This window comes from Streptomyces sp. MspMP-M5 (genome assembly GCF_000373585.1).
Classification (GTDB): Bacteria; Actinomycetota; Actinomycetes; order Streptomycetales; family Streptomycetaceae; genus Streptomyces.
Window position 1 is genome coordinate 1 of the sequence record NZ_KB891936.1, and the last position, 21,855, is coordinate 21,855.

The 21,855-nt window shown below is 69.5% G+C and carries 17 protein-coding genes; 3 read left to right on the forward strand and 14 right to left on the reverse strand.

The annotated features are described in order from the left end of the window. Positions 1-708 precede the first annotated feature (708 nt). Positions 709-1,788, forward strand: a complete 1,080-nt coding sequence (locus B073_RS0133780; protein ID WP_018542502.1) for an AAA family ATPase — start codon at positions 709-711, stop codon at positions 1,786-1,788. 103 nt (positions 1,789-1,891) lie between these two features. Further along, positions 1,892-3,715, forward strand: coding sequence for a VWA domain-containing protein (locus B073_RS0133785; protein ID WP_018542503.1), 1,824 nt, complete (start codon positions 1,892-1,894; stop codon positions 3,713-3,715). A gap of 262 nt (positions 3,716-3,977) precedes the next feature. Here B073_RS0133785 and B073_RS0133790 read toward each other — a convergent pair whose 3' ends face one another. The 4 genes from B073_RS0133790 to B073_RS43115 form a co-directional block, all read right to left on the reverse strand. Then, positions 3,978-4,583, reverse strand: coding sequence for a hypothetical protein (locus tag B073_RS0133790; RefSeq protein WP_018542504.1), 606 nt, complete (start codon positions 4,581-4,583; stop codon positions 3,978-3,980). Then, the gene (locus tag B073_RS0133795) at positions 4,580-5,860 is read right to left on the reverse strand and encodes a DUF7224 domain-containing protein (protein ID WP_018542505.1); all 1,281 of its coding nucleotides are present in this window, start codon (positions 5,858-5,860) and stop codon (positions 4,580-4,582) included. Before B073_RS0133795 ends, B073_RS0133790 begins: the two co-directional genes overlap by 4 nt. 3 nt (positions 5,861-5,863) lie before the next feature. Next, complete coding sequence (locus B073_RS0133800; RefSeq protein WP_018542506.1) at positions 5,864-6,607, reverse strand: ABC transporter ATP-binding protein; 744 nt, start codon at positions 6,605-6,607, stop codon at positions 5,864-5,866. A gap of 83 nt (positions 6,608-6,690) precedes the next feature. Continuing rightward, positions 6,691-7,095 (reverse strand): hypothetical protein, encoded by a 405-nt coding sequence (locus B073_RS43115; RefSeq protein ID WP_018542507.1) that lies wholly within the window; start codon positions 7,093-7,095, stop codon positions 6,691-6,693. 660 nt (positions 7,096-7,755) lie between these two features. Between B073_RS43115 and B073_RS46910 the strand changes: the two genes are divergently transcribed. Then, on the forward strand, positions 7,756-8,154 hold the full coding sequence (locus B073_RS46910; RefSeq protein WP_158690294.1) for a hypothetical protein: 399 nt from the start codon (positions 7,756-7,758) through the stop codon (positions 8,152-8,154). 265 nt (positions 8,155-8,419) lie between these two features. On the opposite strand, the gene B073_RS0133815 is transcribed toward B073_RS46910, so the two are convergent. The 10 genes from B073_RS0133815 to B073_RS0133860 form a co-directional block, all read right to left on the reverse strand. Further along, positions 8,420-9,364, reverse strand: a complete 945-nt coding sequence (locus B073_RS0133815) for a MarR family transcriptional regulator (RefSeq protein ID WP_026247981.1) — start codon at positions 9,362-9,364, stop codon at positions 8,420-8,422. 384 nt (positions 9,365-9,748) lie between these two features. Further along, the gene (locus tag B073_RS0133820) at positions 9,749-10,642 is read right to left on the reverse strand and encodes an extensin (protein ID WP_202487704.1); all 894 of its coding nucleotides are present in this window, start codon (positions 10,640-10,642) and stop codon (positions 9,749-9,751) included. A 41-nt stretch (positions 10,643-10,683) separates the two neighbouring features. Beyond that, positions 10,684-11,619, reverse strand: coding sequence for an NlpC/P60 family protein (locus tag B073_RS0133825; RefSeq protein ID WP_018542510.1), 936 nt, complete (start codon positions 11,617-11,619; stop codon positions 10,684-10,686). Next, a complete protein-coding gene (locus tag B073_RS0133830; RefSeq protein ID WP_018542511.1) occupies positions 11,616-12,608 on the reverse strand; it encodes a replication-relaxation family protein in 993 nt (330 codons plus the stop codon). Before B073_RS0133830 ends, B073_RS0133825 begins: the two co-directional genes overlap by 4 nt. A 38-nt stretch (positions 12,609-12,646) precedes the next feature. Then, entirely contained in the window at positions 12,647-15,025 is a 2,379-nt protein-coding gene (locus B073_RS0133835; protein ID WP_234025236.1) for a helicase HerA domain-containing protein, read from the reverse strand. Further along, entirely contained in the window at positions 15,022-16,803 is a 1,782-nt protein-coding gene (locus tag B073_RS0133840) for a VirB4 family type IV secretion system protein (protein WP_018542513.1), read from the reverse strand. The genes B073_RS0133835 and B073_RS0133840 overlap by 4 nt, the downstream gene beginning before the upstream one ends. Before the next feature lie 68 nt (positions 16,804-16,871). After that, positions 16,872-17,819, reverse strand: coding sequence for a PrgI family protein (locus tag B073_RS0133845; protein ID WP_018542514.1), 948 nt, complete (start codon positions 17,817-17,819; stop codon positions 16,872-16,874). A 3-nt stretch (positions 17,820-17,822) separates the two neighbouring features. Then, positions 17,823-19,466, reverse strand: coding sequence for a hypothetical protein (locus B073_RS47365; protein WP_018542515.1), 1,644 nt, complete (start codon positions 19,464-19,466; stop codon positions 17,823-17,825). Positions 19,467-19,786: 320 nt separating this feature from the next. Next, the gene (locus B073_RS0133855; RefSeq protein ID WP_018542516.1) at positions 19,787-20,167 is read right to left on the reverse strand and encodes a pilin; all 381 of its coding nucleotides are present in this window, start codon (positions 20,165-20,167) and stop codon (positions 19,787-19,789) included. A gap of 346 nt (positions 20,168-20,513) precedes the next feature. Beyond that, the gene (locus B073_RS0133860; protein WP_018542517.1) at positions 20,514-21,344 is read right to left on the reverse strand and encodes a hypothetical protein; all 831 of its coding nucleotides are present in this window, start codon (positions 21,342-21,344) and stop codon (positions 20,514-20,516) included. Positions 21,345-21,855: the final 511 nt, after the last annotated feature.

Below are 21,855 nucleotides of genomic sequence, written 5' to 3' on the forward strand. Positions count from 1 at the left end.
GCCGGGGGCCGCGCCGGGGGCCGCGCCGGGGGCCGCGCCGGGGGCCGCGCCGGGGGCCGCGCCGGGGGCCGCGCCGGGGGCCGCGCCGGGGGCCGACACACACAGACCACCTGGGAAACGGTCGTCCACTCCGTGAACCACGACGCCTTGCATCGCCCGTTTCGAAATTCACCTGAATTCTCGTCGTGAATTCGCGAGAAGTCCAGCATTATCAAGCCGAATCCGGCTTCAGCCGAAATGCGGACCGAGCTATATTTGAATTGTTCCCGGGAAACGGGAGCGAGAAATCCCGCTAATTCTCTCGCGGAAGATATCCGCGCACGGGATCAGTGCGGCCAAAAACAAGCCCGGCGCACCAACGCCTAAAGGCCGCCGAACACCGCCCCACCCATCCCTCGAAACGGAGAGACCCATGTGGCACGCCTCGGACGACAACGCCCCTGTGATCCCCCGCATCCCCCGACCCAGACGCCCCGTGGAGTCCCTGCCCCGCCCGCCTCAGCCGCCCCGACGGCCCGACGTGCCGCGCCAGGCACCGCCCGCCGACAAGTAGCCGACCCCACCTTCCGGCGACCAAGAACGGAGTCACCTGTGACCACGCCGTCCCAGCCCCAGCCTCACCCCCAGGCTCAGCCGCAACCCGCATCCGCCGCCCCCACCTCCTTCGCCGCACCGTCGAAAGCACGGCCGGGTGAGTTGCGGGCGAGGGTGGCGAAGATCCTGGCGGATCACGCCGGTTCACAGTTCAGCGTCACCGAGCTGGCGAAGATGCTGGGGCATTCGGGAGGAGCGGTCGGCAACGCCTGCGACACCCTGATGTCCCGGGGCGAGGCGGAGCGGGTGGGTTCCAACCCCCGCATGTACCGGGCCACTTCCTACACCGCTGCCGCCGCGCAAGCCGCACCGGCCAACCCGCCCGCCCCGAGCGCCACAGTGCCCCACCCCAGCCCGACCGCCCAGCCCGCCACGGCCGTTCCACCGCCGGTCGCTAGGCCGCTGCCCATCATGCGCCCGAACGGGCAGCGCTATCACCCCAGGGCCCTGGCCCAACTCCCGGACGTCGAAGCGCTGCGCAGGCTGCGCAACGCCGGCGTTGCGGTACTGCTATACGGCCCGCCAGGCACAGGAAAGACGTCGCTGATCGAAGCGGCCTTCCCGGACCTGATCACGGTCGCCGGAGACGGCGACACCACCGTCGGCGACCTTGTCGGCGAATACACCCAGGACGCAAGCGGCGGCTACGAGTTCATCTACGGCCCCCTGGTCACCGCCATGCAGGAAGGCCGCGCCCTCCTCCTGGACGACGCGACCCTGATCTCCCCGAAGGTGCTGGCCGCCCTCTACCCGGCGATGGACGGGCGGCGCCAGATCCAGGTCAAGGCGCACAAGGGCGAGACGATCACCGCCGCCGACGGCTTCTACGTGATCGCCGGTCACAACCCGGGCGTCCACGGCGCAGTGCTGACCGAGGCGCTGGCCTCACGGTTCAGCGTGCAGATCCAAGTCGGCTCCGACTACGACCTGGCCGCCTCCTTGAAGATCAACCGCACGGCGGTCCGCATCGCCCGCCACCTCGCCACCAGCCAACAGGCAGGCGAAGTCGGCTGGGCACCGCAACTGCGCGAGTTGATCGCCTTCCAGAAGATCGCCGATGTCCTGGGCACCGAGGCCGCCTTCGCCAACCTGGTCGGCATCGCACCCCTGGAAGACCGCGACGTAGTCACCGAGATCGTCACCAAGGCCCTCGGCCGACCCGTCACCGCCCTCGCCCTGGGCCGCCAGCTCTAACCCGTCACCGGGGCCCGGCCACGGCCGGGCCCCCGCAGGCCCGCCCCTCTCCGGGCCCCCGACGCCACCCACGCATACCCCACTCCGAAGGGAACGCCCAGCCATGGCTGCCCAGTTGCACAACCACCTCCCACCGGCCCCACCCGCCCTGTCCGAGACGGAATGGGCTACCGCCCGCTGGGAGGACGACGGCGGCAACCTCTCCGAACCCCGCCCCACCGCGCAGCGTGCCCACTGGCTGCGCATCGCCGCAGCCCTCAGCGCCCGCCTGCCGGAACTGACCGAGCGCGAGGACATCCTCGTCACCTGCGAACACGGCACCCGATCCGGCGCCCCCGCCGCCTTCTACCCCACCCTCGCCCAACTGGAGATCGACGCCGCGCTCTTTGCGCCCCTGCCTCCAGCCACCATCCGGCCCGCCCGACCCGGCGATGAAGACCGTTACCCCGCTGCCTGGGGCGCCTTCGTCCACGAGGCCGCCCACGCCGCCCACAGCCACTGGCACACCCCACCGGCACTGCGCGGCACAGCCCTCGATGAGGCCGGACAAATCCTGGAGGAGTCCCGCGCCGAACGTGCGCACCTGGGCCGCCGCCCCGGCGACCGCCGCTACCTCCGCAGTGCTGTACACGCCTTGATTCTGAACGACTTCACCAGTCAAACCCCCAGTGACCGGTGGCAAGCAGCCCTGGCGGCCGGGCTGCTCCTCGCCCGCCGGGATGCCGGGATCCTCGACCCGGACGAAACCCAAATCCTGGAAACCACCCTCACCGGCATCCTCGGCCCCGACCTCCTGCAGACCCTCACCGGCATCTGGACGGCAGCCCACGCCACCGCCGACGAGGACGGGGCGGCAATGATGGAGCATGCGCGCGCCTGGTGCGCGGCGCTGGGTGCCGAATCTGTCTCACCGCCACCGGCGCCGGACTCCTCCTGCGGCCGCAGGGGTGAGCTGGCCGAAGTCATCGGCAAGACGGTCGCCCAAGTCCAGGCGAACGAGGCCGCCCAAGCCGCAGTAGAGGCCAAGGTCGCTGCCGCCCGAGCCACCCGCGCACAGGCCAAGGCGAACCAGGCCGCCCAGCGGCGGCAGGCAGCGAAGACCGCCGAGAAGGTGTTCTCCTCCAACGGGCGGCCCTTCACTCCGGGCAAGCCCACCAAGGGCGGACGCCATCGCTCGCCGGTGACCGGCACCCGGCCACCAGAGGCAGACGAGAAGACCGCCGCCGGACGGCTGGCCCGGGCCCTGCGAGCCGCTGCCTACCGCGAACGCACCACCACCGTCACCGCCTCCGCCGCACCACCCGGACGCCTCAACATGCGCCAAGCCCTGGCACGCGATGCCCAACGCGCCGCAGGTGCCACCCCCACAGCAGCCCCCTGGACACGCACCCTCCACCGCCCCACCCCCACCCCGCCCCTCCGGGTCGGAATCGCCGTCGACGTCTCCGGCTCCATGCACCGCGCCACCGCACCCATCGCCTCCGCCGCCTGGATCCTCGCCAAAGCCACCGCCCTGACCGACCCCGACTCCCGCACCGCCACCGTCGCCTACCACCGCTCGATCACGGCCATCACCGCCCCCGGACGCACCCCCACCCGCGTCACCCAGTTCAACGCCAAGGGAGGCGGCCACCTCCTCGCCGAAGCCACCGACGCACTCACCGCCGCACTCGACCTCGACCGACCCGGAACCGGCCGCCTCCTCGTCATCGCCTCCGACGGCTACTACAACCCCACCGAAACCGCCCTCGCTGCCACGCGCATCACCGCACTACGCAAGACAGGCTGCGCGATCCTCTGGCTCGCCTTCGCCCCCGGTCCCCGCCCCCTCCCCGGCACCACCCTCCTGGAACTGACCGACCCGGCCCAAGCCACCACCGCCATCGGCAAGGCCGCCACCGCCGCCCTCGCCGCCGCCAACACCTGACCTCCGGTTGCTGCCCCGGACCGCCCGGGGCAGCAACCCGAGCCCGGTCCAACTGCCCCAAGCGCCGGAGCAAGCCGTCGTCGTCAGCGGCCCCGGCGGGCCGGATCACGATGGCGGAAGCTCGCCGAGCCACTGACAACACCGCCCTGTGGTTCGCCACGGCCAGCTCATCGCACCCCACCCGCCTCATGCATGATTGACAGCAAGCCCGGTCTGATGTTTCAGACCGGGCTTGCGTAAGTACCGTGGGAATGCTGCCCGTTCAGGCTGTGCGCGCGAGGGGATCGAGTGCCGGACGGTTCCTCCATAGGACGAGCGCGCAGCCGACGATGAACAGGAAGGCGACTTCGGCGACGCCGAGGTGGGAGGTGGGTTCCTGGATGGGCCATGCCCATGGTTGGGCGGAGCCTCCTGGTCGGCGGCCGGCGGCGGCGCAGGCCAGGGGAAGTGCGGCGACGCAGATCGCGGCAATACCGGGGCCCAGCACGGTCCGGACGATGAGAGCGCTGCCGAGGAAGCCGACGCAGTTGCGGGCGAGCGACAAGGCTTCGGGCCGGTCCCACAGGAGGTGGACGACGGCAGCCAGCAGTATGGCCAGCAGCGCGAACGCTCCGCACAGCGCCACGTTGCGCCGGCCTGCGTGGCGTAGCGCGACAGCCTCGATGATGGTGTCGCCGCGGTCGATGCCGTGGAGGAGCAGGGCGACGGGGACGACTCCCAGGATCTGGGTGACCAGGAGTTGTCCCGTGGCACCGACGACCGCCGGAACAGGGATGGCTTCCTGCCGTACCAAGATGGCGAGCAGATATGCCGCGAGCGTGGCTGCGAGCACTGCGGGAGCGCCCTTGGCCTTGAGCCACCAGATCATCGCGAGGTCTCCTGGACGCGGGGCGCGGGAACTGCGGCGGGGTGGGTCGTACAGTCGCGCAGTGCCTTGCTGTTGTGCTTGAACCACGTCAGTTGCTGGCTGCGGGGCAGCCGCAGGACGCTGGTGGCGGCCGCGTTCTCCGTCTCCCCGTAACGTCCGGCTGCCTCCTGGGGGTCGGCGCCTGCGGTCCGGGCGAGCCACGCGGCGGTCGGTCCGTAGGCATCGGCGCCGGGGAACGGTCCGCGCTCGGCACAGGCTGGCGGTCCGGAGGGCAGCAGTGCGGTGCCGACCCCGGAGCGGACCTGCGACGGAGTGGGCTTGGGCCAGGCCCCGATGAACAAGGCCCCTGGGCCGCCCTGCTTGTCCATGGTGAGTTCGGTGGGAACGGTGAGGCCGGCCTGCTGCAGGCGGTTGCGTGCGTCGGCGGCGTTCTGGCGGATCATGTCGGCTTGTTGGGAGAGCTCCGGCCAGAGGCACACGCGTGGATTGTCTCCGGCGCATTGCAGTTGATCGGCGGGCCGGGCGTTCACAGGGTCGGCGGGAAGTCCGTAGGCGAGCCATCCGCTGCCGGCCAGGCCGGCCACCAGCGCGACGGTGACCAGGCCGGTTCGTACGCGCCGGGACAGCACGGTCAGGACCACCACGGCAGCTGCGATGACGCCGAGAGCCAGAACGAGTGCGCTTGCCGCCGCGCGCCAGTCGGGTGTCTGGGACAGGGAGCAGCATGAGGACATGCCGCCGGTGACCATGTGGCGCAGCCACAGTGGCTCCATGGCGGCCGGGTACGCGGTCAGTACGAAGCTCAGGATCAGCGCCAAGGGCGCGGCCACCACCAGCGGCAGACGCCTGCCGAGCAGGAAACCCGCGAAGGAGTGGGCCGCAAGGACGATCAGCCAGACGAGGACCATGCCCAGGGGCGGGGTGCCGGTGTCAGGCTGGCCCGTGGAGATGGTCAGTGCCGCCGCTACCGCCATGCCAACTGCGCCCAGTACGAAGACCGGTGCCAGCAGTGGCAGGGCGATGCCGAGGCCGGAGCGGGTGGGGGCCCAGTGGGTCACGTTGCCGCGCGTGATGCGTGAGCCTTCCCAGGCACCGGCGGTGGCGCAGGCCGGTGCCACGAAGTGCAGCGCGAAGTTGGCGTGCCCCAGTGCGCTGGGCCAGTATCCGGGAGTGACCCCGGCGGTGAGGTCCTTGGACAGCAGCAGCGCGACGAAGGCGGCAAGCAGAGGGGCCAGCCACGTGGCGGAGGAGGAACGTACGACGGTACGCCACAGCATGGCTCACACCTCCCTGGCGATCAGCTGGGTGTAGGCGGCTTCGGCGCGCCGGCCCTCGGGCGTGCCCGGCGCGGCGAGGGCGAGGAAGCCGTCGGTGTCGCCTTCGAAGCGAACCTGGCCCTTGTCGAGGATGACGACGTGGTCGTACATGGCGTCGAGGTCCTCGGTCTGATGGGTCGAGACCACAACCTGGATGTCGGCCAGCAACTGCGTCACCAGGTCACGGAAGATCTGGCGCTGGGAGGGGTCGAGACCTGCCGTCGGTTCGTCGAGCAGCACAAGTTCGCTGCTGTGGACGAGCGTTCCGGCTATCCCCATCCGCCGCAGCTGCCCGCCGGAGAGCTGGTGGCTCTTCCGCTCCGCCAGGCTTCCGAGCTTTACGCGCTCCAGGGCGTCCCGTGATGCGTCCCAGGCATCGGAGCGGGACATCCCTTTTAACCAGCCGATGTAGGCGACGTTTTCCCGCACCGTGAGCCCGGGCATCGGCTTGACGTTCTGCGGAAGCCAGCCCACCGCTTTACGGTACGACGCACGGGACGCCGCCTTGGCCGGATCAATTCCCCGCCATCTGACCGACCCCTCGGTGGGGTTGATCCACGAGGCGGCGATACCCATAAGCGTTGACTTCCCCGCGCCGTTCGGACCGAGAAGGACCGTGGCCCGGTGTCCGATGGACAGGTCGAGCCGATCGAGTACGGGAACCTTCCGGCCGTACTGGAAGGAACACCGAGTGAATTGCAGAGACATGCCATCCTTGCCTATCGCGAGCCGAACGAAGGGATGGCCGGGAGCATCTTCACGCTCCCGGCCGACACTTCATCACCGTCGAGTTACCAGGTCATCGTGACCGGCTTGGCGTCGAGATGAAAAGTCCCCGGTCCCGACGCCCCATTGATGTTGTCGAGGCTGAAGTAATAGTCACCCTCCGCAAGAACCCCCCACGACTTCGTTGCGCTGCAAACATCGCCCTTGGAGCCCTTATTCTCGTCAGGGCCGAAGACATCCTTCCACACCGAGACCGCGGCGCTGGCCCGAGTACCCGGCGAACTGGCTATCTTGCAGTTCTGGAATCTGACCGTCGTGCTCGTGTTGTCGTTGTCGCCGTCGTGCCACCGGCTGGACTCCCCGCCCGTGGCCCAGTACGAGATGTACGTCGTCTTGCTGCCCTCGGCATGGGCTGGGACGACTCCGAAGGTAACCGTGGCCAGTACGCCGGACACCAGAGCGCCGGACACACGCGAGACTCGCATCGTTTCCCCTTGGTTGCTCTTCCCCCACCACGCACCGGGAGGTGCGGCCGCTACCGGCTGGGGCGTGGCTCGGAATCATGTGATTGCGACCGATGAGCCAGCAACCGGGATTCGAACTTTTGAGCCAAAGTCGAGTGTTGTGTGCCTGTGACCCGACTTGCGTAGTTCCAGAGATCCCGGCGTCAGTACGTAGGCCCTGCCCTTGAAGCGCCGCCACATCACTGAGGCAGGATGACTTAAAACCGCTCCTTGCTGGTCGGAATGTCGGCGGCGCAGTGTAGGAAGCCGGCGAGCAAAACGGAATGTATCCGTCCCAAAACAGCGGTCACATGCCTTACCGTCGGCAGGATTTAGCCATCTCTCGCACAGGCTTGGTGGAGGTGATGTCGTCAAGCTGAGGCCGCAAACCCCCAGCGAGACAAGGGCTAGTTCGGATCGTGCAGCCAACCGCTTGGCCAACTTGCAAGCACAGGGGAAGAGTGGGATTCCGGCCACTGAACAGAAACCGTCTTGCTGGACAAGAAGGGGCATTGCTAATTTCCGCAACGAACCACAACAGTCACTGCCTGAAGAACAAGGCATTCCATGTTCTTCGGCTACTTTCAACGAACCCAAACCGTGTAATGCGGGGGAAGCGAGTTAACGATGCAGGTGGGTCGCCGAGCAGTCGGAATCGTCACGGCATCCATAGCCCTGGGATTCATAGGCGCCATCCCGGCTCATGCAGAAGGCAGCAGAACCACATACATCTCAGGCTGGCACATCAACAACGAATCAAGCCGCTGGACTGACAACGACATCGACGGCGCCAACACGTCGGTACAGTTCAGCGGATGCTCGACGGACAGCGACAATGGATTCAACGACGCTGGCATCACCCTTTACAAGGACGTGTTCGGCCCGGACGAGGACCACGGCACCCGTTCCAACCGCTGCAACACGAGCACGTGGGGTTCCCAATCCTCGGGTGACTACTACTTCACGCTGAGCTCCCTGACCTACGGCGGCACCCTGTACGTCAAGAAGGTCGTAATTCGGTACTGAGGCCAACGGTAGGCCGTGGATGCCCCTGCGGCGCTGTTTCTGCGCCCCCGTCTCCATTGATGATCTTGGAGACGGGGGTGCGTCGCGTCGGTGCAGCAACAGCGACGAGGGACACCTGAGGCCAGCTACGTCCCGACAAGAGGTCGTTGCAGCCATTACCGACGCAGGCGGGTACTGACCGCCGGTCACCTGGCACGGGACCTGGACGCAGGAGGGCGTACCCCGGGTGGTCCGCGGGGTACGCCGGCCTGGCCTGAGCGGGTGGCTAGCTGATGTTGGGTGTCCTGGCGGTTTGGGTCAGCCGGTAGGTGCGTGGCTGGTCGGTGATCTGTTCGGCGATTCCCGATCCGACCAGTTTGACGAGGGCGTTGGCGATGGCGCCGGAGGACCTCTCGATGACGCGGCTGATGCGGGTGGCGGTGAATGCCTCGGCGGGGTGTGCGTGGAGGTGGTCGATGACCATCTGCCGGAGTGCTCCGGGAGCGAGTCGTCCGTCCTTGGCCGGTGTCGGTTGCGCCGGTGCCGTCTGGGCCTCGGTACCTTCGCTCGGCGTGGGTGCGTCGTCTTCCTCGCTTTGTGGGCTGTCTTCCTTGCTGTTGTCGCCGTTGGAGTGCTCGGTGTCCCCGGGTGCGTCTCCGTGAAGGGTGTCGGATTCCAGCTCGGTGTGGGCTTCGGTTTCGCCGGCGGCTGGCGCATCGGGGGCGTCGAGCGAGGTATCCGCGGGCAGGTGAGCGTCGACCGTGATGGTGGGGTTGGGGCTGGTGGGGGCAGGTGCTGCAGAGGCGCTGGATACTGCCCTGTCCTCGGACGTTTCCTCACCGCGTTCTGAGTCGTTGTTGACGGGCCCTGCGGAGCCGGTGGGAGTGCTCTCCGGTTGCGCGTCGCTGGGCTGCTCGGTGTGTTCTGGCGTGTTGGTGGTCTCGGGGTTGGGTGTGGGGGTTACGGGGTGCCAGAGGTCGGGCATGCGGCGGGGGCCGTCGTGGCCACCTCGGGTGCGGGCGGCGAGGCCACGCTTCTCCAGGGTGGTCACAGCTCGTCCGGCGGTGGAGTGGCCGATGCCTGCGGCGTGGGCGAGTTCGGCGACTGTGGCCGGTTCGGTCATACCCATCAGCTGGGTGTAGACGGCGGCGGCTGCGCCGGTCAGGCCCGTCAGTGGTGCCGGTGGAGTTTCACTGCGCGTGGTTGTGGCGTCAAGGTTGGTGTCGGACATGTGGGGTCCTCGTTTCCGTGGTGATGCGGGTGTTGAGGGCCCCGGCCGGGGTGCGGGCAGCGTTTGCGGTCCGCGGAGTTCGCCGGGCGCGTGCGCATCGCGGTTGTCCGGGCGAACGTGGCCGTAGCGAGAGCGAGTTCGGGTTTCCACAAGCGCGGCACGCCGTCGTCGGCCACGACCATGGACGCTCGCCCCGGGCGGGAAGTCAAGCGGCACATTCCACGGGGTTGTTCCTGGTCACTGCGGGGAGCGCGGCTTCCGGGCGGATACGGGGCTTGCGTCGTGGACTGGTCCGGGCCAGTGTCGGGCGGTGGGTTTGGGGAGCGGTCGGTCGGGTGGTCGGTGCCTGGTCGGTGTGGTCGGTCGGAGGGGGCGGAGCGGGGTTCATTCGATCGGGGGTGGGCGGTCGGTGTTGTGGTGGTGGAGTTGGTGATGGATGCGGCGGGCGCGTTTGGGACCGAGGTGCAGTTCGTTTCGGAGTCGCCAGATGCTTGCGGGCCGGCCGGTGGCAGCCCGGACGGTCTTGTCTAGGGCGAGGGCGTGCGGCCATAGGTCGGCGTCTGCCGCTCGGATCCCGGGTGGCGGGCGGTCGGGTTCGGTGCATGGGCTGCGGGGTGCGACGTCGGCCGCGTTGGGCCTGGTGAGGGCCGGGTCGGCCGCACCGGGGCGGTCGGCCTGGCCACAGGGCGGGGTGGGACCGGATGCGTTCTGCGGTGAGGAGCAGGCGGGCAGCGTTGCACCGATGGTCAGTTCCCGGTCGGCCCGATCGGTGGCCGATCGGGAGGCGGGGGCTGTGCCGGGGTGTGCTGGGGCGGTCGGTTCCGTGCGATCGGCCGGTTCGGTCGGTCTGGTCGGGTTGGTGGGGTCGGTGGGGGTGGTCTGGTCGAGGAGGTTGGTGATGGTGCGGCGGTAGGCGGCGATGGTCTCGGTCAGGGCGATCAGGAGAAGGGCTGGAATCAGGTGGAGGAGAACTGCTGCCGGATCGGCGTGGCCGGGCCACCCGATCTGCCCGTCCGGCCAGAGGCTCTCCCACGTGTTCATCAGGGCGGCGGTGGAGCCGGCGCTCCAGCGCAGGGTGGTGGACCAGGCGGGTGGGGTGATGCCCCATGCGGCCAGGCGTGCGTCGACGTAGAGAACGCCGGCGAGTGCGGTGCCGATTATGGGGTCGAGGAGGACGGCGATGGGGAGGGGGACGTCGCGGCTGGTGGCGAATCGGGTGACGTTGACCGTGGTGAAGGCCAGGGCCAGGATGCCGACGACGCATAGGACCCTTGTCATGGAGCGCAGGAGGCTGACGGCTTCTCGGGCTTCGACCTGCTTCACCCGTTGCCTCCGTGGGCCGTGGGCCTTGTCGCGCCCTGGAAGGACGAGGCGCTGATGCGCGCGGGCCCCTGGCGGACGACGGCTCCGGGGTGCGGTGCGTCGATCGCCCGTCCTGCGCCGACGTAGAGCGCCACGTGGGTGATGCGGTGTGGACTGGGCCCGAAGAACAGCAAGTCGCCTGGGGCCAGTTGGGTGCCCTTGGGGAGTTGGGGGCCGGTGTCGTATTGGGATTGTGCGACACGGGGGAGGCGGATGCCTGCGGCATGGTAGGCGGCTTGGGTGAGGCCGGAGCAGTCGAAGCCGCCGTCGGACGGCCCGTCACCGCCCCACACGTAAGGGACACCGAGCTGGGCGCGGGCAAAGGCAACCACCTTGGCGGCGGAGCCGGTTGGGGGTGGTGCGATGGTTGTGTACCTGCCGGCGGTGGTGAGGACTTGGCTCACGTAGGTGTGGGAGTGGTTGTACGAGTAGAGGGCTGCCTGGAGGTTTTTGCCGTTGCGGGCTCCGTTGGCGCACAGCAGTCTTGCCGCGGCGTATACCGCGTCGACCGGGTCCCAGGGGGTCGGTGGCCGCTTGCCTCCAGGAGGTACGGGGCGGGCGTATGCCTGGAAGGTGGACGGCAAGAACTGCATCGGCCCGACGGCGGCTGCGCTGGAGACCATGGTGGGGTGACGGGCGTGGTCGGTCTCAACCTTGCCGATGGCGGCCAGGACGGTCCAGGACAGCCCCGTGCAGGTGAGGGCGGCGCGTTGGTAGAGGGTGAGCATGCGGGGCGGGATGTCGTTGATCGCTTGCCTGCTCGCAGTGGCCGCCGTGCTGCTGTCTGAGGTCATGCCGCCGAACGCCGCGGCGACGGTGACGGCGGCGAGCAGCGGCAGGCACAGCACTGCGCAGCCGATGCCGGCGACCGCCTTTCCCAGAAGGGAGCTCACGCCTGGACCTCGGGTCGGGCGACGGGTGGGAGTGGGGGGACGGGGAGGGTGAGGGTGGTGTCGGCGTCGGTCGGTTCCAAGCCGGAGGCGGGGCTGAGGTCGGGCCACTGGGCGGCGAGGTCGGTGAGGGTGACGCGACGGGCGCCGGGCTGGAGGGGCGCCCACCACGGTCCCCACGGGCTGGTTGTGGTGAAGTCCGCAGAGGAGGTTGCCACGTTCAGGCCCAGTTCGCGGACGGTGTCGGCCAGGCGGTGGCGGAGGGCTTGGTCGCGGGACTGGGTGCGGGTGTGGATGAGGAGGGCGGGGCGTGTACTGGTGGCGGTGGTGAAGGCGGCGTAGCCGGAGAGTTTGGCTTCGACGCGGGCGAGGGCTTGGCTGCCGGTGTCGTATTCGAGGAAGAACGGCAGCAGGCGCTCGCCGTCATGCCAGTGGGCGTAGGCGTCGGGGCGGATCAGGTCGCCCCAGCGGCGGGCCGCGGAGCGTTCGGACAGCCACAGGCGAAGTCCAGTGGTGGGGGTGGTGTAGGTGCGGGCGGCGAGGTACGTGAGGAGGTCGTTGACGCCCAGATCGTGGCCGAGGGATGGGGAGTAGGCGATGCGGCCGGTGTGGGTGGGGCGCCAGCCGAGGACTGCCGTGTCCAGGCCGGCGTGGGCGGCGAGCAGGGCGGCTCCGAGGGGGCCGAGGGTGTAGTGCTCGGGGGCGGAGCCGGTCTGGGTCAGGGGACGGAAGGAGTCGAGGACGGCGTGCTGGTGGAGAGTGCGCAGGCGCCGCTGGGCGGAGCGCAGTGAGGTGTGGGCGAGGCGGGCGATCTGGGGTGTGGTCAAGACGCGGTGCTCGTGGAGCATGCGTACCAGCCAGAGGTCGCGGGTGGTGAGGCGGTGGGCGAGCGTAGCGATGTCGGTGTGTGGGTTCGGGCGGTGTCGCGTGGTGGCGGCGCGGGCCGTGTAGCGGGAGCCGGGGCCGGAGGCAGGGCGAGGGAGGGAAGGCATGGCAAATCACCACCGGGTAGGTGATCGAGTTGGACTGTTCAGGGGCGGGTGGCCGGGCGGGGGCCGTTGCGTCCTGCGGCAGCCGCGCGGAGGTCAGTTGCGCGGCCAGGTACTGGGGGTGGGAGGGGGTGCGTGGTGAGGGTGAAGGCGGTGGATTCCGCTCTGCTGGTGAGCAGGTGGGCGGCGGCTTGGTAGGGGCCCAGGTGGGCCAGATCGTGCGCGGCCAGTGCGGGGAGGGTGTGGCGTTCCAGGGTGTGGGCGTCTTCGGGTGAGGCGTTGAAGAAGATCTTGTTGCGGGCGTTGGCGGAGATGCCTTCGCGCAGGTCGCGGGGGAGCTGGGCGAGGTGCTGGTGCGACAGGAGCATGGACAGGCGATAGCCGCGGGCCTCGGCGAGCATGTCCTCCAGCGGATAAGGCAAGGTGAGGAAGTTGTGTGCCTCGTCGATGTTCAAGGTGGCGTCGATGCGCTGGTGTTCGGGGGTGCGGGCGCGGGCGGCGGCGGCCTGCCAGGCACCGGCAACGATGAAGGACCCCAGCAATCGGGAGGTCTCCTCGCCGAGAGCGCCTTTGGGGAGGCGGGCAAGAAGGATGCCGCCGTCGAGGACTTCGGTGAGGTCGAAGGTGGAGGGGCCGCCGGCGATCGTGCGGCGGGCGAAGTCGCGCAGGAGGAAGGCGCGGAGTTTGTTCATGACGGGGCCGACGACGGCGGCGCGGGAGGGTTCGGACATCGACTCGTACCAGGCCCAGAACCCGCGCAGGACCGGGTCTTTGAGGGTGGGGACGATCCGCAGTCGGTAGGCGGACTCGCCGAGCAGGCGGGGGATGTCGGCGAGGGTGACCAGCTGACCGGTGCGGTGGCGGTGTTTGAGGAGGGTCAGGCAGGCGGCGCGCATGACGTCGTCGGTGCGCGGTCCCCAGAAGGCGGTGAAGATCCGGCGGAAGATGCCGGTGATGTTGTCGACCACGACGTCGATGTCCGTGCCGTCGAGCACGTTCAGGCAAGGGGGCGTGTGCGGGTCGTCGGGGTCGATGAGGACGAGACGGTCGGCGCAGGTGTCGGGGAGGCGGTCCAGCAGGTCGGTGACCAGGTCGCCTTTGGGGTCGATGACGATGACGCCGCGGTGATGGCGGACATCGTCCAGGACGAGGTTGGCGATGAGGGTGGACTTGCCCGATCCGGTCGCGCCCATGACATGGAGGTGGTGGCGGGCGTCCGCAACGGCGAGACCTACGCCTCGGCGGGCTCCGGTGTCGGAGTGCCCCAGGGGTTTGACGTCGTTGGCGGGTGTGGGTTGTGGGATCTGGGGTGGTGGGAGGACGGAGCGGGCGCCGGCTCGGCGTAGGCCGGGAGCGTCGGGTTCGGAGGGGAGGTGGGCCAGAGCTGCGAGTTCCGGGACGGACAGCAGTGTGGTGCGGGAGGTGAAGCGCCTTGTGTTCAGGGCCGGTTCGGGGCGGATGAGTCGGGTTCGGGTGAGGTAGTTGCGGTCGGCGAACAGTCCGAACGCGGACGCCAGCGCGTGGGCTCGGCCCCTTGCAACATCATCGGCGTGTTCCTGCTTGATGGAGCAGCTGGCGGCGTAGGTGAGGGCGCATTGCCACTGGGAGCCGGAGAGCTTGGCCGCGGACTGCCTTACGGCGGTGCCGTGTTCGGGGTCCAGTTTGCCGGTGACGGAGGGCTGAGCGCGGTGCAGGAGGAGCGCGGTCAGGGCGGGGAGGCGTGCGGGGGTATGGCCGGCTTTGAGGCGGCGGGCCTGGCGGCGGGCGCGGCGCAGCGCGCTGCCGGTGGCAGGCCGGGCCAGGATCTGCATACAGGCGGACTCCGCCTCGCCCATACCGGTGGCGGCTTGGAGCAGTGCGCGCAACGGATCGGTGGGGTGGTCGGTGCGCAGCGGCAGGACCTCAGGACGGGCCGCCCACAGGCGTCCCGCGGTGACGGTATGACCGGGCGGAAGCAGAGGTGACGGTTCGGTGAGGCGGGTGTGGGCGCCGGGCCAGGCTGCCTCCACCGCACGCCGTACGAGGCCCAGGGGTACGGTGCCGGGGACCCACAGGCTGATGCGCAGTCCGGTGTGTGACCAGGTGTATTCGAAGGCCAGGTGGGGTTGGCCAGTGGTGAGGCGCCGCCACCACGGGCGCAGGAGACCGGAGAGCTGAGCCCACAGCACCTCGCCGCCCTTGGGGGCGACGTGGGGTGGGGCGAGGATCTCCACGCAGCGGGCGTTGTGGGCAAGGTGGCGCTGGCGCCACCAGTGCAGTCGGCGGCGCACCACGTAGCCACCGGTCACCATGACAACGGCGCACGGGAGGAGAAGGGGCGCATATGTTTCGAGCCAGTCGGCGGCTCCGCGGCTGAGGTGTGTCCAGAAGCTGGTCGGGTTGGTGAGGAAGTCCACCAGCGGACCATCCGGACGGCTCACGGCGAGGAAGTGGTACACCGCCACAGCGCCGCTTCCCCACGGTCGATATCGAGCTCTCGTTGCTGGTCGGCGAGTTCGCTCGGGTCCGTGGTGATGGCGTTGTGTTCGCCGGGAGCGGCGACGCTTGTGAGGGCGACTTTGTGGCGGCGGTCCCCGGTGAGCAGCAGGGCCTCGCCGCGCGAGGCCGAGAGCAGGAACTCCCGCTCGCCGTAGCAGAGGTGGAAGTTGTCGCTGATGGTGTCGATGGCTTGCGGGGCTTGGCGGAGGAGGATTTGGGTGGCGGCGTTGGAGACGATGGCGCGGCCCAGGGGGGAGGCGAGGACGTCGTCGGCGTCCTGGGTGACCACTGCCAGGCCGGTCCAGTACTTGCGGGCGGCTTTGGCCATGCGCAACAGGAAGTGGGCTCCGGCTCCGTCGCGCATCAGCAGCCATGCCTCGTCCACCACGACCAGGTGACGTCCGGCGTCCGGGCGGGAGGTGACTTGCCGCCAGATGGCGTCGAGCGCGAGCAGCATCGCGGGGGCCTTGACCTCCTCCGGCAGACGGCGCAGCGCGAAGACGACCAGGTGCCCGGAGGTGGTGGCGGTGCTGGGGCCGTTGAACAGGTGGGCGTGTGATCCGGTGGTGTAGGGGGCCAGCCGGTCGGCGAGGTCCGCGGCAACTTCGCTGCCGTCCTCGTTCAGGACGAGGGCCAGGTCGGCGAGGGCGGGCGGGGTGCGCTGCCAGGTACGGGGGTCTGCGGTGATCCCCACGCGGGTGTACGCGGCGAGGATTGCCCGGTCCAGCACCGCTTTCTCGGCCGCGGTCAGGTCCGTGCCGAGCAGGACCGCGAGGAAGGTGTGCAGGAACAACACACGCCGCGTCAGGACGTCCTCGCCCTCAGAGCCACAGGTGGGAAGGTCGAAGGGGTTGATGCATACGCCGTCGGAACCGAGTCCGACCACGTGACCGCCGACCGTTTCGGCGAGGCGGACGTACTCGTCCTCCGGGTCGATGACCGAGGCCGTGACGCCGGTGAACAACAGCCGCAGCAGCTCCAGTTTGGCGAGGTAGGACTTGCCGGCTCCGGAACGGGCCAGGGTGATGGAGTTGTAGTTGTCCTGAGCGAAGCGATCCCACAGCACCGGCGCGCCGGAGACCGCGTTCAGGCCATACAGGACACCTGAGGTCTCGCCGTCCGTGGTGGTGGGTGTGGGGAGGTCGGGGCTGGTGAAGGGGAAGCACGTGGCGAGGGCGGCGGTGTCGAAGGTCCGGCGGATCTTAAGGGTGTCGAGGCCGAGCGGGAGGGTCGCCAGCCAGCCGGGCAGGGCCCGGTAGGTGGTCGGTGCCACCGTCATCAGCAGAGACTCGGCCACCGCCCGGACCGCGGCGGCCTGATCCGCGAGGGTGTCCTCGTCCGGTGCATGGGCGGTGAGGTAGAGGGCGACGTGGAAGAGCTTCCCCTCGCCGCGGGCGATCCGGTAGGCCAACTCCGCGGCATCCGCTGCCGCGGCCTCCACCTCGGGGTCGTCGAGGTGTCCCTTGGTGAAGCCGGTGCGGCGGCCGGATTCGAGGCGGGCCCGCTGCTTCTTCAATCCGGCGGCGGCTACCGGGTTGGGGACGGGTTCGATGTGCAGGGCGATGTCGAGATGGCCGGGGAAGTTCAACAGCGGGGTGAGCCAGCCGGGGGTGACCTCGGCCGGGTAGCCGGTGACCACCATCGTGGTAGCGACATGGGCGCCGACGGCGAGGGTGCGGGCATGGACCTCGACGGATTCGGGGCCGGCCACGTCGAGCAACTTTTTGACAGTGGCTACCTGCGGCGTGCGCGGCTGGGGGCGGAGGCGGCCTTGGAGAAGTCGGGGCATCACAGGTCGCCTTCCGGTCGGTCGTCGATCTGGGAGGTGGTATCGGGGTTGCAGGTTGCGCTCAACAGCTCGGCGCTCCGCGGGCCGTCCAAGGGCGTGACGTTGATCTCGGCCGGAGCGAGCCCTCGGACCGCCTCCTCAAGCCGCTGCAGTGCTCGTCCCTCGCCCGTACCGCGCGGTACGTCGCGTCCCGCGGCCTCTTCACGGGCCACCAGCAGGGTCTGCCGACCCAGAAGGTCTCGGCTCAACGCCAACTCGGAGAGAAAGTCGGCATGGTCGCGGGCGGCGCGCTCCAGCGCGGCGTGGGGCAGGGCTGCAGCGTGATGGTGGAGGTGGTCGACGAGCGGTGTGAGGTCGATGCGGTGGCAGCGCACCAGCAGCTGGGTCGGGCCGGTCAGGGAATTGAGCCAGCGGGCGAATGCCGCGCTCAGGCCCTGTTGTTCGGCTGCCGATCGCAACTCGAAGTTGACTGTCGAACACTCCGCCACGGCCGCCTTACCGTCGCTGCCGAGATCGAGGACTCCGCCTGGGGTGATGCCGTCGTAGGGCATACGCATCGCGGCGACAGGCGGCCCGGCGCTGTTCGCCCAGCGGGCGGGGACGATGCCCGGCAGCGGCGGAACGCCTTCGGGGGCGTGCACGCGGCGCTTGGGGGTACGGGCGTGTCGGAGGGCGGTGACCAGGAAACGATCGAGGCCGATGCCCTCCCGTCGGCTGAGGGCGAGCGCCGCCACCGCCCCTGCGATCGGGATCACAAGGGCTGCGTAGGCGAGCGGCGCCATGAAGGGACGGGTGGCCCACCAACCGCCGTACAAGACCACGGCCGCGGCGGCGAGGATTGCTGACTGGCGGGCGGTGAACGGTCCCAGAATCCGGTCGGGACGAGAGATGTCGGCAGGGATACGTGTGGCGTATGGAGCGTCCGTCGATTCGTCGGGTCCTGCCATGTGCTACCTCCTGGGTGGTTCGAGAGGGAGTCGCAGTTGCATGGGGCGCGAAAGCCGTGGGCGAACGGGTTCGGCGGGGATGGGGCGGACCAGATGCCGGACGGGCGGGGGCGGCGTTGCGGTGGAGCCGGAGCGTGGGGGTAGGGGTGTTTGGCCTGTCCGGGGCTGGGGGGACGTCGGGGCGCCTGCGGTGCGGACGGGAAACGACGTCTGGGTGGAGTGGGACGGTTGGGCCGCGGTGCGCTCGGTGGGAAGAGGCAAGGTCAGCTGCTGCTGTCGGCGGGCCTGGGCGGGGTGGAGCATGGTTCGAGGGCCATTTGATGCGCGGGCGAAGGGAGCGGCACGCGGACCAGGACGCCGAGGCACGTGGCCAAGAGGGGCGCGTCGGGGCGCTGGGCCAGGAGCCGTAGTGCCGGCAGGCGTTCTGCTCCTCGTACCGGAGGAGTCCGTACGAGGGGCTCCGCCTGTAGCGGGGGAACCGGCTGCTCGCTGGCTGTCGGTGGGTCCGGGCAGGGCAGTCGGCCGCCGCCCGGCACGGCTTCGAGGGCCTCCACCCCTTCCCGGTCCGGGAAGGGGTGGCCGAGTGCCGCCGCTTCCCCCACCATCGGGCCCGCGTCTGCCTCCCGGCCCACCACGTCCCCGCCCAAACCCGCCTCCTCCGCTGCCACCTGTGCCGCCGTTGTGGCGGCGCAGCAGACGGGTTGCGGGCAGGTAGTGGCCCATGAGCCGGTACAGCGCCAGATGCTTGAGCACCCGTACGGCCGCCGGTGCGTGCGGTTGGTGAACCGGCGTTCCCCGCAGGACAACCTGCAGCGCCCAGCCGGGAATCTTGAACAGCACCCAGAACAACCCGAGACCGGCCAGCAGCGTGCCGAGCTGATCGGCCTTCGGGATACCCAACGTCGACGCGCCAGGAGCGAAGAACAGCTTGAGGGCCAGCACGAACGTCACCGACTGAGCGACCTGGATGATCAGGCAGCCGGCCAGCCCTCGCCACCACAGCCGGGCAACAGGATCGGTCACGGGATGGGCATGGCACGCCAGGGCCAGGGGTGCACAAACGGCCAGCAGCGCCATCACCGCGACCCGCACCATGAAGCCGATCATCACCGCCAGGACCAGCGCGATCACCGCGATCGCCAGCAGGATCAGATAGAGCTTCAGCCCGGCGACCCGGAAGAGGGCGAAGGGCAGGACACGTTCGACCATGCCCTGCCCGGCATCCGAAAGATCGGTCGCCATGATCGCGTGGGCAAGAGCGTTGGCCAGGCCGATCGCCTTGCCCATCACTGTCAAGGACGTAGCCGCCGCGACCATTCCCACCAGCAGGCGGGGCAGGATCTGTTTGAGGGCGTAGCGGGACTGGATGGTCTCGTAGCCCATGACCGTGATGCCGCCCGCCGTGACGAACAGGACGTAGATTCCGGCGGTGATCCCCAGCATGGCCTTCCACAGCCGTTTGACGTCGGCGTGCTGGGTGACGTCGGGGGTTGCCAGCAGGCTGTCGGCGAGGAACTCGCGCAGCGGCTTCATGATCTGCTCGATCAGCGTGCCGAGGAACGAGGTGACCGCGCCCGCGACCAGGCCAGGGATGTCGGTGAGGACGTCCCACCCCGAGGAGGTGTCCTTGACGCACTCCTTGCCCATCGCCTCACACGCCGCAGGCGTAGGCCCGGGAGCCGGCTCCGCAGAGGGTGACCGTGACGGTTGTGGTGAGGGGCGGCCTGGAGTGGGCGTCGGCGCGGGGACCGGAACGGGCCGCGGTGATGCAGATGGCTTGGGTTGGGAGGAGGAGGTGGGGGCTGGTGCGGGCTGAGGTTCAGGCCGCGGCGGCTCCGGGGCCGCCGGCGCCTGCACCCCTGCATGTACCGCCTGCGCGGAGGCAGGCAGGGCAGAGAGCGGCCCCAGGACGAGGGCGGCCATGCCGGCGAGCATGAGCACGGCGCGCAGGAAGTGTCTGGCGGGAATCACTGCCCGCCTCCGCTACCTGCACCGACGATGCCCTGGAGCACCGTGACCAGGGCCGGAGCCAGGACCGCCAGTCCGTAGCCGATCGCGGCGGCCTTCAACGCCCGCTTCGCGGCCTCGACTTCCCCTGGATCACCGCCGGCCATCAGATAGCGCAGCCCGCCGAAGGTGAGGAACAGCGTGGCGAGCCCGGCGAGGATGCCGATGATCCAGTTCCGCAGATTCGAGATCACCGTCGGGATGGTCGCAACCGCCCACCCCTGCGACACGTCCGCCAGCAGCACCAGCGACGCGAGCACGGTGATGAAACCGAACCGGGCCGTCCAACGGCCCACCCGGCAGATCAGCCGTCGGCGCGGCCGGCGGATCGTTGCGAACATCACGGACGCCTCCAACGGCAGCGGGGAAACGGGAAAACTCGCAACAGTTCGGCGGCGCAGGGCAGGCCGCCGTGTACGGTGCCGCGCGGTGGGGTGAACACGGATCCCTCTGTCCGGGGCCGTCCTCCTTCAAGGAGCGGCGGAACAGGGCTCGGGTGTCAGCACGAGACGGACGTGCTCACCCCACCGGCGGCAACAGACCCCGTCAGCACAACCGTGACGGTGCCTGGCTGAGTGTCACCGCCGCATCCAGGGCGCGGATCCGATGGTGACGCTCACTTGTAAAAGAGACTCAAGGAAGCGAAATCGACATCCGCCGCCGGAAAAGTCTCCGAACGGCCGACAGTCACCCCGCGCGCAACTGGTGGCGCAGATACGCGGCCAGATGCTGCTCGGCAGCAGCGCGGTGCCGGTAGAGCTGACGGCAACTCACCCCGCGCTCCTCTGCGAGGGGTTGCATCGGCTCCCCCTCCAGTCGCGTACGAGCAATGAGCCGCGCCTCGGCGATGGTCACCACACGGGCCCTGACCGCAAGGGCAAGCACCGTGTACTCGTCCTTCGCCTCACCGCTTCCAGCTTCCAGCGCCAGGTCTGGTGATGCGGCCGGGTCACCACCTTGGCCAAGGCCGCTCGCGCTCGTCTCCTCCAGCCCGGTCTCGCGCAGGGCGCGGCGGCGGGCGGCGTACGCCAGGCGATGCACCGCCCGGTCAGCCGCAGCGAACAACTCCCACCCCACACCCGATCCCTCGGCGTCCACGGAATACAGGGCTGCGGTCAGCGCAGCGAGTGCCTCCTGCTCCAGCTCCGCACGCTCCAGGTGGTCACAGCGCCCCAGGCGGGCCAGCATCCGGTGCAGCACCGGCACGGTCATCCCCAGGGCCACGGTGTCCCACGGCGTACCGAGCTGCCGGGCGCGGCGGACCACTTCACGCCAGACCCGCTCATGCAGCACCGTCGACGTGCCGGCGTGGGCAAGGCGGGTGCGGACCTGGTCGACGGGCAGTACGGACTGCTCCGGCTCCTCGCAGACCAGGTGCGCGGGCAGCGTCAGCGGCTCGGCCGCCGTGGCGAGGGCAAGGAAGGACTCCTCCAGTCTCTGAAGCGGCGAAGGGCCGCCGGGACGCGGGCAAGCGGAGTGGCGACGCGAGGGACAGGAGGGGCGGGAGAGGTGGTGCATCTGAGCTCCTGGTGGAGTGGCGGACAACATCTGCCGCAACCCCTGTCACCGCCCCGTGCCACCAACGGACCACCCGCGGACCACCCCCGTGCGACAGCCGAGCCACTGGCCCGGACTGTGCGATACCCCGCCGCCGGCCCGCCCCGATGACCAGCGCCGCGGCTGCACCTGCCCACCCGGAATCGAACAAAAGAAAGTTCCCGCCGGACCGGTTGAACCCCTGCGCCACCTGCGTTGTGGCTCGGCACTGGCTCACCACTGGCTCGCTGAGCCACATGCCTCGGCATACGTATGAACGGGCCGGGGCCAAACCGCATGGGCTACTCGAGAGGGAGCCGGGAATCCCGCCACGCACGTTGGTCTGATGCGCTTACAGCAGCTGTCCAGTGACGTCGAAGTCTGCGGATTGAAGCTTCACTTTGCGGGGGATCTTGCGCACTGAAGAGTTACCTTGCGGTGAGGGGCGGGGTGGCTTCTATTCTGCGCTCGGGACGGGCGGCTGGCCCCATGG